Origin of the sequence: Demetria terragena DSM 11295 (assembly GCF_000376825.1) — a bacterium.
Taxonomy (GTDB): domain Bacteria; phylum Actinomycetota; class Actinomycetes; order Actinomycetales; family Dermatophilaceae; genus Demetria; species Demetria terragena.
On sequence record NZ_AQXW01000004.1, the window covers coordinates 2,046,261 to 2,062,927 of the forward strand.

At 64.2% G+C, this 16,667-nt stretch carries 14 protein-coding genes; 4 read left to right on the forward strand and 10 right to left on the reverse strand.

Features of this window, described 5'->3' with window-relative positions; all coding sequences use genetic code 11:
• Positions 1 to 6: 6 nt before the first annotated feature.
• The 6 genes from pntB to F562_RS0114245 all read right to left on the reverse strand — a co-directional run bounded on the left by pntB (position 7) and on the right by F562_RS0114245 (position 8,465).
• Positions 7 to 1,425 (reverse strand): Re/Si-specific NAD(P)(+) transhydrogenase subunit beta, encoded by a 1,419-nt coding sequence (gene pntB / locus F562_RS0114220; protein ID WP_018157638.1) that lies wholly within the window; start codon positions 1,423 to 1,425, stop codon positions 7 to 9.
• A 7-nt stretch (positions 1,426 to 1,432) separates the two neighbouring features.
• Entirely contained in the window at positions 1,433 to 2,959 is a 1,527-nt protein-coding gene (locus F562_RS0114225; protein WP_018157639.1) for a Re/Si-specific NAD(P)(+) transhydrogenase subunit alpha, read from the reverse strand.
• 117 nt (positions 2,960 to 3,076) lie between these two features.
• Entirely contained in the window at positions 3,077 to 5,332 is a 2,256-nt protein-coding gene (locus F562_RS0114230) for a xanthine dehydrogenase family protein molybdopterin-binding subunit (RefSeq protein WP_018157640.1), read from the reverse strand.
• Positions 5,329 to 6,315, reverse strand: a complete 987-nt coding sequence (locus tag F562_RS0114235) for an FAD binding domain-containing protein (protein WP_018157641.1) — start codon at positions 6,313 to 6,315, stop codon at positions 5,329 to 5,331. The genes F562_RS0114230 and F562_RS0114235 overlap by 4 nt, the downstream gene beginning before the upstream one ends.
• Positions 6,312 to 6,827, reverse strand: coding sequence for a (2Fe-2S)-binding protein (locus tag F562_RS0114240; protein WP_018157642.1), 516 nt, complete (start codon positions 6,825 to 6,827; stop codon positions 6,312 to 6,314). The genes F562_RS0114235 and F562_RS0114240 overlap by 4 nt, the downstream gene beginning before the upstream one ends.
• An 87-nt stretch (positions 6,828 to 6,914) precedes the next feature.
• Positions 6,915 to 8,465 carry a DHA2 family efflux MFS transporter permease subunit gene (locus F562_RS0114245; protein ID WP_018157643.1) on the reverse strand — a complete coding sequence of 517 codons (1,551 nt, stop codon included), beginning with the start codon at positions 8,463 to 8,465 and terminating at the stop codon, positions 6,915 to 6,917.
• A gap of 520 nt (positions 8,466 to 8,985) precedes the next feature.
• On the opposite strand from F562_RS0114245, the gene F562_RS0114250 reads away from it, so the two are divergent.
• Positions 8,986 to 10,680, forward strand: a complete 1,695-nt coding sequence (locus tag F562_RS0114250; RefSeq protein WP_169333393.1) for an alpha/beta fold hydrolase — start codon at positions 8,986 to 8,988, stop codon at positions 10,678 to 10,680.
• A 20-nt stretch (positions 10,681 to 10,700) separates the two neighbouring features.
• Here F562_RS0114250 and F562_RS0114255 read toward each other — a convergent pair whose 3' ends face one another.
• Both F562_RS0114255 and F562_RS0114260 read right to left on the reverse strand, forming a co-directional pair.
• Positions 10,701 to 11,195, reverse strand: a complete 495-nt coding sequence (locus F562_RS0114255; RefSeq protein ID WP_018157645.1) for an SRPBCC family protein — start codon at positions 11,193 to 11,195, stop codon at positions 10,701 to 10,703.
• Positions 11,192 to 11,554, reverse strand: coding sequence for an ArsR/SmtB family transcription factor (locus F562_RS0114260; protein ID WP_018157646.1), 363 nt, complete (start codon positions 11,552 to 11,554; stop codon positions 11,192 to 11,194). The genes F562_RS0114255 and F562_RS0114260 overlap by 4 nt, the downstream gene beginning before the upstream one ends.
• A 130-nt stretch (positions 11,555 to 11,684) precedes the next feature.
• Here F562_RS0114260 and F562_RS0114265 point away from each other — a divergent pair, with 130 nt between their 5' ends.
• Positions 11,685 to 12,599, forward strand: coding sequence for an SIS domain-containing protein (locus F562_RS0114265; RefSeq protein WP_018157647.1), 915 nt, complete (start codon positions 11,685 to 11,687; stop codon positions 12,597 to 12,599).
• A gap of 80 nt (positions 12,600 to 12,679) precedes the next feature.
• Here F562_RS0114265 and F562_RS0114270 read toward each other — a convergent pair whose 3' ends face one another.
• Both F562_RS0114270 and F562_RS0114275 read right to left on the reverse strand, forming a co-directional pair.
• On the reverse strand, positions 12,680 to 14,101 hold the full coding sequence (locus F562_RS0114270; RefSeq protein WP_018157648.1) for an alanine/glycine:cation symporter family protein: 1,422 nt from the start codon (positions 14,099 to 14,101) through the stop codon (positions 12,680 to 12,682).
• Positions 14,101 to 14,532 carry a universal stress protein gene (locus tag F562_RS0114275; RefSeq protein ID WP_018157649.1) on the reverse strand — a complete coding sequence of 144 codons (432 nt, stop codon included), beginning with the start codon at positions 14,530 to 14,532 and terminating at the stop codon, positions 14,101 to 14,103. Before F562_RS0114275 ends, F562_RS0114270 begins: the two co-directional genes overlap by 1 nt.
• A gap of 171 nt (positions 14,533 to 14,703) precedes the next feature.
• Between F562_RS0114275 and F562_RS19375 the strand changes: the two genes are divergently transcribed.
• Positions 14,704 to 14,952, forward strand: coding sequence for an MbtH family protein (locus F562_RS19375; protein WP_018157650.1), 249 nt, complete (start codon positions 14,704 to 14,706; stop codon positions 14,950 to 14,952).
• A 47-nt stretch (positions 14,953 to 14,999) separates the two neighbouring features.
• Positions 15,000 to 16,667, forward strand: a complete 1,668-nt coding sequence (locus F562_RS0114285) for a (2,3-dihydroxybenzoyl)adenylate synthase (RefSeq protein WP_018157651.1) — start codon at positions 15,000 to 15,002, stop codon at positions 16,665 to 16,667.

Here is a 16,667-nt window from a genome sequence, read left to right on the forward strand (position 1 = left end):
GGTCGATCACAGGGTGCGCAGGATGTCGCTCACCCGCTCCTTGGCGTCGCCAAAGAGCATGGCTGAGTTCTCGCGGAAGAAGAGTGGGTTCTGGACGCCGGCGTAGCCGGAGGCCATCGACCGTTTGAACACCACGACGTGCTTGGCTTCCCACACGCTCAACACCGGCATACCGGCGATCGGGCTCGACGGGTCCTCTGCCGCAGCCGGATTCACCGTGTCGTTGGCACCAATCACGAGAACGACATCGGTGCTAGCAAAGTCGTCGTTGATCTCGTCGAGCTCGAGCACGATGTCGTAGGGCACCTTGGCTTCGGCCAGCAAGACATTCATGTGGCCGGGCAGGCGTCCGGCGACGGGATGAATGCCGAAACGAACCTCCACCCCTCGATCGCGCAAGGTCCGGGTGAGGTCAGCCACCGCACCCTGGGCCTGGGCCACAGCCATGCCGTATCCGGGGGTGATGATGACCGACGAGGCGGAGCCAAGCTGCTCGGCCACCTCCTGCGCCGTGGTCTCCCGGTGCTCGCCGTAGTCGGTGTCACTCGCCGGGCCGGCTTCGATACCAAAGCCGCCCGCGATCACCGAGATGAACGAACGGTTCATCGCCTTGCACATGATGTAGGACAAGTAGGCACCTGAACTGCCGACCAGCGCGCCGGTCACGATGAGCAGGTCGTTCTCCAATAGGAAGCCAGCCGCGGCGGCCGCCCATCCGGAGTAGCTGTTGAGCATGGAGATCACGACGGGCATATCGCCGCCGCCGATCGACACGACGAGATGCCAACCCAACAGCAGCGCGAGCACCGTCACCACCACGAGCAGCCACAGCGCCGGGGAGACGACAAACCAGATGGTGAACCCGACAAAGGCCACCAGCGCACCGAGATTGAGGAGGTTCTTGCCCGGCAAGGTCAACGGCGCCGACGAGATCTTCGCGGACAGTTTGAGGTACGCCGCGACCGACCCAGTGAACGTCACCGCTCCGATGAAGACACCGATGAACACTTCGGCGTGGTGAATCCCTAATGTTTCCAACGCTCGTAGCCGCTGCGCCTCCTCACCATCCAGGTGCGCCTCGACGTGCAGATAGCCGTTCCAGCCCACCAGCACCGCGCCCAGGCCGACGAAACTATGCAAGAGCGCGATGAGTTCGGGCATCCCGGTCATCTCGACGACCCGCGCGCGATGGAGACCGATCAATGCGCCAATGACCATGGCAGCGGCCAGGATTCCGAAGGCGCTGGCCGAGAGACCTTGATCGAACGCCAACGCGATGGTGGCGACGAGCGCGACGACCATGCCGGTCATCGCGTACGCGTTTCCCGCCTTGGCTGTGTCGTGCTTAGACAAGCCCGCCAGGGCGAGGATAAACAAGAGCGCGGCAACGAGGTAGGCAGCCTGGGACGCTGTTGTGACAGTCATATCCGCCTCACGCCTTCGCAAACATCGACAGCATGCGGCGAGTGACGGCGAAACCACCGAAGATGTTGATGCTGGCCAGCAGGATCGCGACCGCAGCGAGCACGGTGATGGCTGCCCCACCGCCGATCTGCAGGAGCGCGCCGACCACGATGATCCCGGAGATCGCGTTGGTGACGGACATCAACGGGGTGTGGAGCGCGTGATGCACATTGCCGATGACGTAGAACCCGATCACGATCGCGAGCGCGAAAACGGTCAGGTGGACCCGCAGTGCTTCCGGTGAGAATCCGGCGACGAGGAAGAGCGCGGCGGCTCCCACGCCGATGAACGCCACTCGACGGTGTGGTGATGGTGGTTTCTCGGGTGGTGAATCTGTCGGAGACGCAACCGGTTTCGTGGCCGCTGGTGCCGCCGAGACCTCGACCGGAGGCGGGGGCCACATGCTCTCGCCGTTCTTGACGACGGTGATCGACCGCTGTACGACGTCGTCCAGATCGAGCACCAGTCGCCCGTCCTTCTCCGGCGTCATGAGGGTCAGGAGATTGACCAGATTGGTGCCGTAGAGCTGGGATGCCTGGGTGGGGAGCCGCCCGGCCAGGTCGGTATAGCCCAGGATCGTGACGCCGTTCTCGGTTACGACTTTCTCGCCCGCCACTGCGCCCTCAACATTGCCACCATTGGCCGCGGCCATGTCGACGATGACGCTTCCGGGCCGCATCGCCGCGACCATCTCGGCAGTGATCAGGCGAGGCGCGGGGCGACCGGGGATGAGCGCAGTCGTGATGATGATGTCGGACTGCGCAGCATTCTCGGCGTACAACTGGGCCTCAAGCGCTTGGTAGTCGGCGCCCATCTCCTTGGCGTAGCCAGTGTTGGGCTCATCGGAGTCATCCGACGCCTCGACCGCGAGATACTCGCCGCCGAGGGAGCGCACCTGATCGGCGACCTCGGGGCGAGGATCAGTGGCGCGTACGACCGCGCCAAGGCTTCCGGCGGCGCCGATCGCAGCCAGGCCGGCGACACCGGCCCCGGCGACCAGGACATGTGCCGGCGGCACCTTGCCCGCCGCTGTGACCTGACCGGTGAAGAACCGGCCGAACTCGTGGGCGGCCTCCACGACCGCGCGGTAGCCCGCGATATTTGCCATCGAGGACAACACGTCCATGGACTGCGCTCGCGAGATGCGCGGGATGGCATCCATCGACAGGGCCGTGATCGGGTAGGTCGCCAGATCGGCCACGGCCTGCTCGTCGAAGCGCGGGTTGAACAGCGCAATGACCGTGGCACCTTCAGCCAAGGAACCGAGTTGCTCGCGCGATGGTGCATTGACGCCCAGCACGATGTCAGCTCCGGTAGCAGGCCCCACAGTCGCGCCCGCCTCGACGTAGGCCTGATCGGCAAAACTGGATGACGCACCCGCTCCGGGATCCACCACCACGTCATAGCCGAGGGTGCGGAGTCGTTCTACCGTCGCAGGTGTCGCCGAGACCCGGGTTTCACCGCTCGCGGCCTCGTTGAGAACTCCGATCTGCACGCATGTCTCCTCATCGACGGGGCTCCGCCCCCAGCATGCCGGACGATGGACCCTGGCGGGGCGAACGTCCAAGATCGTCCGCGAGGCGACGACCTCGCGGACGAGTGCAGAACGGCGTTAGGGCAGGCCGGGGAGGACGCGATCCAGGGTGATGGGTAGGTCGCGGACCCGCTGGCCGGTCGCGTGATAGACCGCATTGGCCACCGCCGCGCCGACGCCCGTGATGCCGACTTCGCCCGCGCCGACCACGCCAAGCGGCATCGTAGGATCGGGATCGTCGTGCATGTGGATGTCGATCGCAGGCACGTCCGCGTGCACCGGAATGTGGTATTCGGTGAGGCTCGGATTGACGATGCGCCCGGTGCGCGGGTCATACAAGGTCTGCTCCATCAGGGCCAGGCCCAGTCCCATGATGATGCCGCCTCGCAACTGGCTGCTCGCCAACTTGTGGTTGATGACCCGGCCGATGTCGAAGACCCCCAGCCAGCGCGTCACCCGCGTCTCGCCGGTATCGGCATCGATCCGAACCTCGCAGAACTGGGCGCCCGAGGCCGCCTTGGACCACCGTCGCATCGCGTCGAAGGCGCCCTTGCCGAGCTGAAGGTTGCTGCGCACCGCCCCCAGGCCAGAGTTTCCGCCCACCACGGCTTCGAGGTGTTCTGCGCCAGAACTCTGGATGGCGTCGGCCATGGATCCTGCGCCGTGGGAGCCGAGCCCAAGCGCCTCGAGCTGGCGTTGCAGATCCTCAATGCCCACGATCAGGCTTTGCGCGATGCTTGCGGACTGCATCGAACCGCCCGCCATGGGGCCGTACGGCACATCGGTCGTGCCGTACTCGATGTCGACCTCGTCCGGGTCGATGCCCAGCAGGTGCGCCGCCATCTGAGCCGTCGCGGTAGCGGTGCCCATGCCCATGTCGTGGAATCCGCACCGGACCAACAACCGGCCGTTGGGGTGCAGCCGAAGGGTGAGGCTGGCCTTGAAGGTCATCGCTGGGTGCACCGCGGACGCCACGCCGTAGCCCACCAGGTGGTTGCCATCACGCATCGAGCCAGCGGGGCCCCGGTCGGACCAGCCAAAGAGTTCGGCGCCGAGCCGAAGCGACTCACCCACGGTGTGATGGCTATATCTGTTGCCCGTCAGCGGGTGATGCTCGGGCTGGTTGCGTAGCCGTAGCTCCACGGGGTCGAGTTGCAGAGACTCGGCGAGCTCGTCGACCGCGGATTCAAGGGCGAACGTCCCAACCGACTCACCTGGGGCGCGCATGAAGGTCTGGGGAAGGCGATTGAGTGGAGTGATGCGCTGCTCGAGCAAGATGTTCTCGCTCGCGTAGAGGTCGGCAGAGGCGCTGACCACTTGTTCACCCATCCCGCCGACAGTGCTATTGCGCAGGTCGACTTCGTGAATGATCGAGGTGATCTGACCGTCCTGAGTGGCGCCCAGAGCGACGCGCTGCAAGGTCTGCGGGCGACCGCCGACGGTTCGATAGACACCTTCCCGGCTCAACGCCAGACGGACTGGGCGGTCCACCTCGCGCGCCGCCATCGCGGCGATCACCTGATGGGCCCAAATGCCACCTTTACCGCCGAATCCACCACCGACAAAGGGGGACACGATGCGTACCTGTCCGACGCCGATGCGGAAGCGCGCCGCTAAGAACTTGCGGGCAAACTCCAGACCCTGGGTGCCATCCCACAGGGTGAGGTGGTCGCCATCCCAGCGCGCGGTGCACCCGTGCAGTTCCATCGCATTGTGGTTTTGCTCTGGCGTACTGAACTGCAGGTCCACCGAGACGGGTGCCTGAGCCAGTGCAGCCTTCGCGTCACCCTTCTTTCCACCGGTGCGCGGGTAGGGCATGGCAGGCATCTTCTTGGCGGCGTGCCGTTCGGTCGCGAGGTCGATCCTGGCGCTCAGGGGCTCGAGGTCGACGGTCACGAGTTCTGCTGCCTCTGCGGCGATCTCGGCTGTCTCTGCCACAACGACGGCTATCGCTTGGCCGTCATAGTGCACCTCGTCGGTGTTGAGGTAGTCGACTTTGGTGCCACGAGCCAGAAGGTCGCCCATGTTGGGCTTGCGGAGGCCACTCACGGACGCAAGGCGCGGGGCGTTGAGGTGGGTCACGACGGTGAGCACGCCCGTTAATGCCAGCGCCTCAGAGGTGTCGATCGACCGAATTCGGCCATGGGCGCCGACCGCGTGGACGATGGCGCCATAGCTCAGGTTGTCGTGCGGGTAGTCGTTGGCATAGGGCGCTTCGCCGTGGGCCTTGGCTGGTCCGTCTCGACGGCTGCGCGGTGCACCAAGCACGGCGACGTCGGAGACGTTCTGGTCTGTCGTTTCGCGCGATTCAGTGGGCGCGGTGGTCTGGGTCATGCGGACACCTCCACGAGGTCGCGCAAGGTCGCGGTGACCGTACGCCGGGCTAGTGCGACTTTGAATTCCAGGTCGGGCGTCGGCTGGGCGGCGGCGAGTTCGGCGTCGGCGGCTGCCGTGAACTCCGTCGCGGTCGCCGGGCGGCCACGCAGGTATTCCTCTGCTGCCGTCGCACGCCACGGCTTGGTGCCGACGCCACCCAACGCGAGGCGCACATCAGTCACGACCCCGTCCTCGACGCGCAGTGCAGCAGCGACCGAGACGAGGGCGAAGGCGTACGAGGCGCGGTCGCGTACTTTGCGATAGGACGAGCGGAATCCGCTTGGCAGATAGGGAATCTCGATGCTGGTGATCAACTCACCGGGCTCGAGAGCTGTCTCGATGTCGGGACGATCACCGGGGAGGCGATGGAAGTCGGTCAACGCAATCTCGCGCTCGCCGTCGCGGGAGCGAACCTGCACGGTCGCGTCCGCCGCGGCCAGTGCGACGCATAGGTCAGAAGGATGCGCAGACAGGCAAGCATCGCTGGTGCCGAGCACGGCACCCAACCGATGGAAGCCCGCACGTGCGTCACAGCCACTGCCGAGCTGACGCTTGTTACAGGCGGCGTGAGGGTCGTAGAAATAGGAGCAACGGCTGCGCTGCATCAGGTTGCCACCCACCGTCGCCATATTGCGCAACTGCGCCGACGCGCCACTCACCAAGGCAGCCGATACCAGGGGGAGGCGCTCGCGGAGCAGGGCGTCGTTGGCCAGGTCGGAGTTGCGTACGCCAGCCTCGACGCGTACTCGGTCGTCGAGGTGGGTGATGTTGGTGAGCCCCAACGCCGTGACATCGATGAGCTGCTCGGGCTGCTCGATATTTACCCGCATGAGGTCGACCAGGTTGGTGCCGCCGCCCAGCGGGCGACTGCCCGGTGTGTCGGCGAGCAGTTGGACAGCGTCTTCGACACTCGAAGGGCGTTGGTAGTCAAAGGGCTTCATGATGCCGCCGCCTCTGACTTTGCATCGCTAGCGACAGCTTCGATGGCCTCGACGATGCCGTTGTGGGCGCCACACCGACAGAGGTTGCCGCTCATTCGCTCGCGGATCTCTTGTCGATCCAACGGGGGATGACTGGCGACATCGGCGGTGACATGGCTGGGGGCGCCCGCGCGGTGCTCGGCGAGCATACCCAGCGCAGAACACACCTGACCGGGAGTGCAGTAGCCGCATTGGAGCCCGTCGGCTTCGACGATCGCATCCTGCAGCGGATGCGCGACACCCTCAATGGTGGTGACCGGTCGACCGTCCGCCTGGACGGCAAGTGTCAGGCAAGAGAGGACGCGACGGTCGTCCAGCAGCACTGTGCACGCACCGCATCCGCCCTGATCGCAGCCCTTCTTGGTGCCGGTGAGATCGAGTCGCTCACGGAGCGCGTCGAGCAAACTGGTTCGGGGGTCAATCTGCACGGAATGGGCCTGGCCATTGACCAGGAGAGTGATGGAGGCAGCCATGGCTCAGTGTGAGCCACGGCTGCCTCCATTTCCAGGAAGGAGGACCTCATCGGCGGATGGGATCCCGCCAGGATTAGTGCCTACCGATCAGTGCATCACGACCGGTGGTGCCGCTTCGCCCTGGTCCACCAGCTTGGACTCGTCCTTCTTGCGCGGAAGGAAGTACGCCGGGATCAGCGTGAGTGTCACCAGGATCGCCGCGACCATGAAGGCTCCCGCGAAGGCGTCAGCCGCTTGCGAAAGCCCCTGCTGGACGACGGCCTCGCCACCCAATTTGTCGACCAACGCTGGGTCCTTCCACGTTGCGGTCGCCGGGCCGGCAAGCGCGGAGTCCTTGAGGTTGTTGGTCAACACAACGGCCATGATCGCGACCCCGACCGAGCTGGCGATCTGCTGGACGATGTTGAGCAGGGTCGAACCCCGTGCCACCTCATGGTGCTTCAGTGTCTTCAGCGCCGAAGTCATGATCGGCATCATCGTGCCGCCCATGCCCAGACCGAGGACGAACAACACCGCGATGAGGTAGGTGTAGGAGGTGTCGGCATCGATCTGGGTCATCGCAAACATGCCCGCGATGATGGTGACCAAGCCGAACGGGACGATCCGTCCGACCGGGAACTTGTCGGCCAATGCGCCAGCGATGGGCATGGTCAACATGGCACCAAGACCCTGCGGGGCCACCAGCAGGCCGGCATCCAACGTCGACTCGCCGCGTACCTGTTGGAAGTAGGTCGGCACGAGAAGCAGTCCACCGAAGAAGGCGGCCGCGAACAAGAACATCGTCAGGGTCGACGCGGTCAGGTTGCGGTTCTTGAACAGTCGCAGGTCCAGCAACGGGTGCTCGGGACGGAAGGAGTGCCGCACGAAAGCGGCAATCAAGGCGACACCAGCGAGCATCGTCAAGAGCACCTCGGCGTCCAGAATGGTGCCCGCCTCCGGGATCGTGGACACGCCATAGAGGAAGAGCGCCAGCCCTGGTGACATCAACGCAATTCCGACGAGGTCGAGCGACTCCGATGGTGCGGCCGAGTCGTTCGGCAGCGCCCAGAAGGCGTACGCGATCGCGCCGATACCGATCGGAACGTTGATCAAGAAGATCCAGTGCCAGCTCTGGTTTTCGATGAGCCAACCGCCCAGGATCGGGCCCAGGATGGGGCCGAGCAGCATCGGGATACCGAGGATGGCCATCAGTCGACCCATGCGGTCGGGGCCGGCTGCCTTGGTCATGATCGTCATGCCGAGCGGCATGAGCATTCCGCCGCCGAGACCCTGAATGATGCGGAAGAAGATCAGCATCTCGATTGAGCCCGCGGCCGCGCACAGCGCGGAACCTGCGGTGAACAACGCGACCGCAAGCAGGTAAAGCCGCTTGGTGCCGAATCGGTCGGCGGCCCAGCCGGTCAGCGGAATGACCGTGGCGAGCGCCAGCGTGTACGCCGTGACCGTCCAGGCGACAGTCGAGTACGCCACGGGCTCGTCTGGGCTCGTCGCGAACTCGGTCTGGAAGACCGGAAGGGCGACGTTGACGACGGTGATGTCGAGAATCGACATGATCGCGCCGAGGACGACGACGCCAGCGATCTTGAGGACCGCCCCGTCAATCTTGTCCGGATACTCCGGAGCAGTGGGGGTAGACATGACCCTCCCAGGGTGTGTCGAAGAACGGATATCGCCAGGGTGCTGGCGATATCGGACAGGTACGGTCCGGTTTTCCGGAGGGTGCCTGGTATTGGTCGGCTTGGCCGCCCACTGTCCTTGGGCGAATCGTGTCGTCGATCAACGCCATTCAGCGTACGCCCTGTGGTATGGCGCCCGTCTACCAATTTTGCACTTCAGGGACGTGGGGTGCATCACACCGTTGGAGCACCGCGCCCGCTCGCAGTCGACTCAGCCGCCCGATTGGGTCAGCGGCCAGTCTGTGGCCGCTCTGCGCCATTGCAGGAACCTGCCAGGTGCTCTATCTGTGCTGGCGGGCTGGGGGTCCTGTACTAGGGGCCTGGTCTGACTGCAGTCAGCGGTCGACGAACCTCGGTGGAGGAACAACATGTCGTCACGTCGTGGAATGGGAATTTTCGTCGCGCTAGCGCTGGCGGCCTCGAGCGCCGCCACGTTCACAGGGTCCGCGCCGGCGGATGCCGCTGCGCCGGCAACGCCGAATGTGGGCAAGCTGGCAGGCTCGCTGGCGAAGCAGAAACTGGCGTGGACGCCGTGTGTCAAAGAACTTCAGAATGAGGCTAAGGAGGTGATGTGTGCGACGGTGAAAGTGCCAAAGGACTGGCACAACGTAGACGTGAAAGACACCTGGGATGTCGAGATTAGCCATCTGAAAAACCGGGACCCGAGCCATTCGCGTTATCAGGGAACCATCTTCATGAATCCCGGCGGCCCGGGAGGTAGTGGCCTGCATTATCCGGGGAAGGTGGACGAGGCGATGCCGGACCTCATGCCGTACTACAACATTCTTGGTTTTGAGCCTCGCGGCATTAAGGGTCTTGGGAGCAGCGATGCCGGATGTACTTATTCTTACGCCGAAGGCGCTTCTGAGTGGGAGCAGATGGAGGCGTTCGGGAAGACGTGTAGTCAGAATAAAGATATTAAAACTTTGAACACGGAGCAGGTGGCCTATGACATGGACTTCATTCGGCACCTGTTGAAACTGCCCAAGGTGGACTACATCGGATATTCGTATGGCACCTGGCTGGGCGCGTGGTATTCGAAGGTGTTCGGCGCCAAGTACGGTGGTCGTTTTGTGCTGGATTCGGCCCTGGACGTGAACCAGCCCTGGCTGGGCCACGCCTGGGTGTGGAACCAGGTCATCGCTCGAGAGCGTCAGCAGACGATGCACTTCGATCTGTGGGAAAAGCGTAAACCGAAGGATCCTGGAGAGCCGAAGGGCAGCGCTCGGGCCGGGTCGGACAAACAGGCCAGGGCCACATTGACCAAAGCAGGAGCGGGGTCGTTCGACTTTGCCTCGCGTGCGGCGGTGTCAAAGGAGTTGGTGGGCCGAAAGCCCGCGGGGCCTGCGGACGTGCGGTCGATGCTGACCACTGAGGAGATCGGCTCGGCCAAAGGTTTGCACAGGTCGGTGCTGAAGGACCAGTTGCGGATGCTGGACAAGCTCAGCGCCTTGGACAAGGCACCGCAGAAGAAGGCGCCGCGCCGGACTAGTGGCTCGGCGAAAATGGTGGAGGTCACGGACAGCAGTTACGTCTACCAGATCGCCTGTAACGATGGGCAGTGGCGGCAGGGCAAGGATTGGTACGAGCAGGGTTTTGCCAAACCCACCAAGGCCCAGCAAGAGGAGGCCGGCAATTCGGCTGTCGCACCGTGCGCCTACTGGCGGACGGACACCGTGATGCCGGATATCCCGGACCCGAAAACCTACCCAGAAACCATCGTGGTGCAGTCCGAACTCGATGGGGCAACGGCATGGGAACTTGGGCGTGCCAGTGGGCTGACGTTGCCCAACACGAGTTTCATCGCGGTTGACAACGAGAGTGCGCACGGGATCTTCCCTTACGGCACAGAAGAGGTCGACGGCCCGATCCTCGACTTCTTCCTGACCGGCAAGCGCCCGCCGAATGTCACCATCACGCAGGCCAAGCCTTTCCCGAAAGAGGAAGTCACCTACGAGTACTGGACTCCGCTATTCAAGGGCGCTAAGCACCACGGCTCACCGAACACCGACCCATGGCGAGTGGCCGGTGGCGGGGTCGCGACCCCTCGTCCAGTCGAGGTCACCGGAGCTGACCTCACCGCTGCTCCGCAGGCGGCGACTTCCTTCACTCGCTGGGTTGCCCAGACCTACGGACCGCAGGGCATGGACGTGCTAGCGAAAGAGGCGAAGAAGTAACCACGTCGCCGGTGGAGCCCCTAGAGGGTTCCACCGGTGATGAGTTCGTCGAGCTTGGCATAGCCATCATTGATACCGGACTCCATGCCGGAGGCGAGCATCCCGTCGCGTGCTTCGGGTGACTCCAGGAGCGAGACGGAGTGCATGCGGGTCCAGCCGTCCCCGAGGTCTTCGAAGGTCATGGTGTCCAGCGAGACGCCATCGGGCATTTCCTCCCAGGTGAAGGTCTGGACGAGGCGGTCGGGACGAATGGTGTGGAAGCAGCCGCGAAAAGCCCACGCCTCCTCGCCCCGGCGGCTGAGGTAGCGGTAGGACCCGCCGGTGCGGGCGTCCCACTCGACGACCTCCGTATCGATGCTCTTCGGACCGACCCACTGAGTGAAGATCTCTGGGTCGGTGTGAGCGCGGATCAGTTGTTCGCCACTGGCGTGGAAGTCCCGAGTGATGTGAATGATCGGGAGATTCTCGTCGGCCTCGATGCGCGCCGTGCTGATCCGGTCGGTGGTGGGGGTCATGATGCCTGTCCTTTGCCCTGGTTGGTGTGGTCCTGGTTCGTGCCGTTCATCTGGTCGAGCACGTCATCAAGGCGCTGGTAGCGCTCCTCGGCTTCCCGTTGATATTTCTCGATCCACTTGGTCATGAGGTCGAAGACCTGCGCCTCGAGGTGGACGGGGCGACGTTGCGCCTCCTTGGTGCGGGAGACCAGGCCGGCGCCCTCCAGCACCTTGAGGTGCTTGGACACCGCTTGGACGCTCACGTCGTAGGGCTCGGCGAGCTCATTGACGGTCGCGTCGGCGCGAGCCAGGCGCGCCACCATGTCGCGGCGCGTGGGGTCGGCGAGTGCGGCAAACACTTGCGAGAGCGGATCAACCATCAGGAAACTCTCCTCAACTAATCGGTTGAATATGAAGAGCGTACGCCGAGTCGCCGGTTTAAACAACCAGTTGATTGAATAAAGAGCTGGCGCGAGAACGGTGACGAAACATGAGCAGGTAGGCCACAATATGATCATGAAGTTTCAAGCGCCCCCTCCGATGACCCATCTCGAGCGCGAGATCGCGACCCAGCCGACCGACTGGCGTCGGGTGGCGGACCGGCCGGACGAGTTCGCTGACCGATTGCCGGTGGCTGGAGAGCGGGTGGCTGTCGTCGGGTGCGGGACCTCGTGGTTCATGGCCATGGCATATGCCGCGAAGCGTGAGGCGCTCGGGCAGGGCGTGACCGACGCTTTTGCTGGCTCGGAGCATCAGCTGGGTCGTGGCTATGACCGGGTCGTGTGGCTGAGCCGGTCAGGCACCACTACCGAGGTGGTGGATGCGATGGCCGCAGTCGACCCGGCCACTCCAACGACGGCTATCGTCGCCGTGGCGGACACTCCGATCGCGCGGCGCGCCCAGCAGGTCATCGTGCTCGATGACGTTGATGAGCAGTCGGTGGTGCAGACGCGGTTCGCCACGACGGCGTTGGCGATGCTGCGGTCCTCGCTTGGCGATGACCTGACGGCTGCGGTGTCAGACGCACAGGCCGTGCTTGATGAGCAGGTCGACCCCGAACTCCGGGACGCCGAACAGATGACCTTTGTCGGCCGCGGCTGGACGATCGGTTTGGCACACGAGGCCGCCTTGAAGTTGCGCGAATCGTGCCAGGCCTGGGCAGAGGCCTACCCCGCCATGGACTATCGGCACGGCCCCATCGCCATCGCGCAGCCGGGCCGGGTCGTCTGGGCGCTCGGTGAGGTGCCCGAAGGCCTGGAGCGAGACGTACGCGCCACGGGGGCCCGCTTCGAACATCGCCCGATCGATCCGCTCGCGGACCTGGTCCGGGTGCACCGCATGTGCTTGGCCAGGGCCTTGGAGCTGGGCGTGAACCCGGATCAGCCGCGGGGACTCACCCGCAGCGTGGTGCTGGCGGAGTCCTGACCAGCTCCTGAGGCAAGGCGCGCCAATGGCCCCCGGCGACTGACGTCGCCGGGGGCCATTGTGGAGGTGTTGCGGTGGAACTACTTCACTGGCTGGATCTCGCCGCTCTTGATGCGACCGAGGTAGCCGGTGTATTCCTTCTTCATCACGCGGGCCAGGATGTAGAGGCCGATGACATTCGGGACGGCCATGGCGAAGACCATCGCGTCGCCGAAGTCCAGCACTGCCTTGAGGGTCAGCACCGAGCCGATGACCGTGAAGATGCAGAACACGACCTTGAAGGCGTTCTCCGCGATCACGTTGTCGCCAAAGAGATAGCCGATGCCTTTCATGCCGTAGTACGACCAGGAAATCATCGTCGAGAAAGCGAAGAGCGTCACCGCGATGGCCAGCACCGACGGGAACCAGGGAATGACCGACTCAAAGGCGTCCGAGGTCAGGGCGACACCATCGCTGGCGTCCTCCTGGGTGTAGACACCGGTGATGATGATCGTCAGCGCGGTCATCGAGCAGATCACGATCGTGTCGATGAATGGCTCGAGGATCGCCACGAAGCCCTCCGTCGCCGGCTCATTCGTCTTCACCGCAGAGTGGGCGATCGAGGCTGACCCGACGCCGGCTTCATTGGAGAAGGCCGCCCGCTGGAACCCGACCATCAACGCGCCGATGACGCCGCCTGCGGCTCCGGCCCCGGTGAAGGCGCCATCGAAAACCTTCCCGATGGCATCCGGGATGGATCCGATGTTGCCGAGGATCACGATGAGGCACGCCGTGATGTAGAGAACGGCCATGAACGGCACGATCTTCTCGGTTACCTTCGCGATGCTCTTGATGCCACCGATAATGACGACTCCAACGAGTATCGCGAACGCGATGCCGATCCACAGCTCCTGGCCAGCCAACGGGCTGTCTTGCTTGCCGCCGGTGGCTTTGATGAGCTGAACGGTGGCCTGGTTGGACTGCACCATGTTGCCGCCGCCAAGTGCGCCACCGACGCAGAAGATTGCGAACGCGGCAGCCAGGACCTTGCCGAGCACCGGCATCTTGGTGACCTGGGCAACGCCGTCACGCAGGTAGTACATGGGTCCACCAGATACCGAGCCGTCGGCGTGTTGGCGCCGGTACATCACGCCGAGCATGCACTCCACGAACTTGGTGGTCATGCCGAGGAAGCCGGCCATGATCATCCAGAACATCGCCCCCGGGCCACCCAGCGTGATCGCGACCGCGACACCGGAGATGTTGCCGAGACCGACGGTTCCGGACACGGCGGTGGCGAGCGCCTGGAAGTGGGAGACCTCGCCTGCGTCGTTGGGGTCGGAGTACTTCCCGCGGACCAAGTCGATGCCCTGCTTGAAGCCTCGGATGTTGATGAAGCCGGTGTAAGCAGTGAAGATCACGCCCGCGCAGATCAGCCAGAAGACGACCAAGGGCACATCGGTGCCGTTGACGGTCACCGCGAAGAACACGATCTCGGAAATTTTGTTCAGAACGTCTTCCATTACGGAACCACCGTTACTGGGACGGGAGCGACCTGGACCAGATGGCTCGGGATGCTGCCAAAGAGAGCCTGACGAACGCGGCTGTCACCGGTGCGCCCGACGACGAGGCCAGTGGCTTCGCGCTCGCGAATGAGGTCAATGAGCAGGTCGATCGGGTCGCCATGCTTGACGAATCCCTCAGCGGTCACGCCCTCCTCGCGAGCCAGGCTCACCATGGGTTCAACCACCTGCTCGGTCGCAGCCTTAAGTTCCTTGGAGCGTTGGGTGGATCGGAACTCGTTTTCTCCAGGGGTACTGAACGAGTAGGGCGACCACGGGATGACGTGGGCGATGAGCAACTCGAAGTCGAGTTTGTGCGCGCGGAAGCAGGCGTACTCGACAGCATGTCGACTCGCCGCACTCCCATCGACGCCAACTAGAACGACGGCCATGTGGGGCACCTCCAGAATCTGTGCAGGTCGCGGACCAACGTATCCGCGATAGAGGTGATTTGGGGCGAGTTCGCGAGATCGTGATGCGCCGGAGGAATCTCGCCCGGAATATAGGTTAGGCTTACCGAAGTAACATGGTTCGGTACGTCACACCCGGTCGAAAGTTTGAGGATGAACCCGTTCGATGATGACAGCGGTCGATTCTGGGCCCTGGTGAACCAGGAGCAGCAGTACTCGTTGTGGCCCACCTTTCAGACAGTCCCGGGCGGTTGGGCCATCGCCTTCGGGGGCGCTGAAGGCGCAAGCCGCCAAGAGGTCCTCGAGTGGATCGAGCAGACCTGGACTGATCTGCGCCCACAGTCCTTGCGCGATCACATTGCTCAGCACCGCGCTGAGAACGCTGGCGTCATCACCGGTTGACCGCAGCCTTTTTGCGCCCACCCATTCGACTGCTCCTGGAGATCGCTATGCCTCGAACCGTCACCCATGCCGTCCGTTCGACGGACACCACCGTGGAGCCTCTACACCTGGAGGGCGTGGTGCCCTACCCGGCCGACCTCGCCCAGGAGTACCGCCGCCACGGCTGGTGGCAAGACCAGACCTTCTCCGAAATGCTGTTCGACACCATCCAGCGAACGCCAGATCGGACCGCCCTCATCGCGGGCGAAAGCGCTCTGACCTACGCAGAGTTGGGAGAACGGGTCCTGCGTATCGCCGCCGGATTCCAGGCCATGGGGATCACGCGTGGCGACCGCGTCGTCGTGCAACTGCCCAACCTGCGCGAATACATCCCCCTGCTGTTCGGGTTGTATGAAATCGGTGCCATTCCGGTGCTGGCGCTGGCTGCTCATCAGCGCCACGAGATCAGCCACTTCGTCGAGTTGGCAGGCGCCTGTGCCTATCTCACAGTCGAGTCCTACGACGGAGTCGACCTGGGATCCCTCGCCAAAGAACTCACCGAGTCGGTGGATTCGCTCGATCACGCGGTCGTCCTGACAGCAGACGGTCAGGGCCAGGCCCTTCGCGACCTACTCGCGCACGAGCCGCTGACCCACGAACGCCGGTCGCTGCCCGAAGACGTGGCCTTCTTGCAGCTGTCGGGCGGAACAACCGGCACCTCGAAGCTGATACCCCACACGCACGAGGCATACCTCGGCTCCATGCGCGGGGCCGTTCGCGTCGGCGGCACGACCGAGGCCTCCGTTCAGTTGGTCGTCCTGCCGATGCCCCATGCGCTCGCCATGCGTTCGCCAGGTTTCTTGGGGGCCCTGTCGGTGGGCGCGACCGTGGTGTTGGCGCCCGATGCCAGCCCCGATTCAGCCTTCCCCTTGGTGGAGGAGCATCGCGTCACGGAACTCGCGCTCGTCCCGCCGCTCGCGCTGGCCTGGTTGAACTCATCGCTACGGACGGGTTACGACCTGAGCAGTATGCAGATTTTGCGGGTGGGAGGTGCGGCGTTCGGTCCCGGCCCCGCGGCTCGAGTACGCCCCGAACTCGGCGCCACGCTGCAGCAGAGCTATGGCATGGCCGAGGGTCTGCACACCTTCACCGCGTTGGACGAAGACGACGCCATCATCACCACCCGGCAGGGCCGGCCGCCCTCAGCGGCGGACGAGATTCGCATCGTGGATGAGCATGAGTGCCCCGTGCCTGCGGGGCAACCGGGTCAGTTGTTGACGCGCGGGCCATACACGGTGCGTGGCTACTACCGTGCGCCGCAACACAATGCCCAGGCGTTCACGGCAGATGGCTTCTATCGCGTGGGTGACCTCGTCACTCAGGACGACAACGGCTACCTGTCCGTCGTCGGGCGGGTCAAGGATCAGATCAATCGAGGGGGCGAAAAGGTCGCGCCGCTGGAGGTCGAGAACCTCCTGGTCGACCATCCGGATGTGCACGACGCGTCGGTGATCGGGGTTCCAGACGAGCGTCTCGGCGAGCACGTCAAGGCCTTCCTGGTGCCGCGGCGCGGGGTGGAGCCGTCGACGTTGACGGTGGCCGTCATGCGCGCCTACCTCCGCGAGCGCGGGCTGGCGCCCTACAAACTGCCCGACCAAGTGGAGGTCGTCACCCATTTCCCGCGGACGGTCGCGGGAAAGGTCAGCAAACGAGATCAACGAACTCAGAAAGCATGA

Coding starts and splice junctions, on each gene's coding strand:
- F562_RS0114240 (WP_018157642.1), bottom strand. CDS start 6,827: ATGGCTGCCTCCATCACTCTCCTGGTCAATGGCCAGGCCCATTCCGTG.
- F562_RS0114245 (WP_018157643.1), bottom strand. CDS start 8,465: ATGTCTACCCCCACTGCTCCGGAGTATCCGGACAAGATTGACGGGGCG.
- pntB (WP_018157638.1), bottom strand. CDS start 1,425: ATGACTGTCACAACAGCGTCCCAGGCTGCCTACCTCGTTGCCGCGCTC.
- F562_RS0114265 (WP_018157647.1), top strand. CDS start 11,685: ATGATCATGAAGTTTCAAGCGCCCCCTCCGATGACCCATCTCGAGCGC.
- F562_RS0114275 (WP_018157649.1), bottom strand. CDS start 14,532: ATGGCCGTCGTTCTAGTTGGCGTCGATGGGAGTGCGGCGAGTCGACAT.
- F562_RS0114270 (WP_018157648.1), bottom strand. CDS start 14,101: ATGGAAGACGTTCTGAACAAAATTTCCGAGATCGTGTTCTTCGCGGTG.
- F562_RS0114230 (WP_018157640.1), bottom strand. CDS start 5,332: ATGACCCAGACCACCGCGCCCACTGAATCGCGCGAAACGACAGACCAG.
- F562_RS0114260 (WP_018157646.1), bottom strand. CDS start 11,554: ATGGTTGATCCGCTCTCGCAAGTGTTTGCCGCACTCGCCGACCCCACG.
- F562_RS19375 (WP_018157650.1), top strand. CDS start 14,704: ATGAACCCGTTCGATGATGACAGCGGTCGATTCTGGGCCCTGGTGAAC.
- F562_RS0114235 (WP_018157641.1), bottom strand. CDS start 6,315: ATGAAGCCCTTTGACTACCAACGCCCTTCGAGTGTCGAAGACGCTGTC.
- F562_RS0114255 (WP_018157645.1), bottom strand. CDS start 11,195: ATGACCCCCACCACCGACCGGATCAGCACGGCGCGCATCGAGGCCGAC.
- F562_RS0114285 (WP_018157651.1), top strand. CDS start 15,000: ATGCCTCGAACCGTCACCCATGCCGTCCGTTCGACGGACACCACCGTG.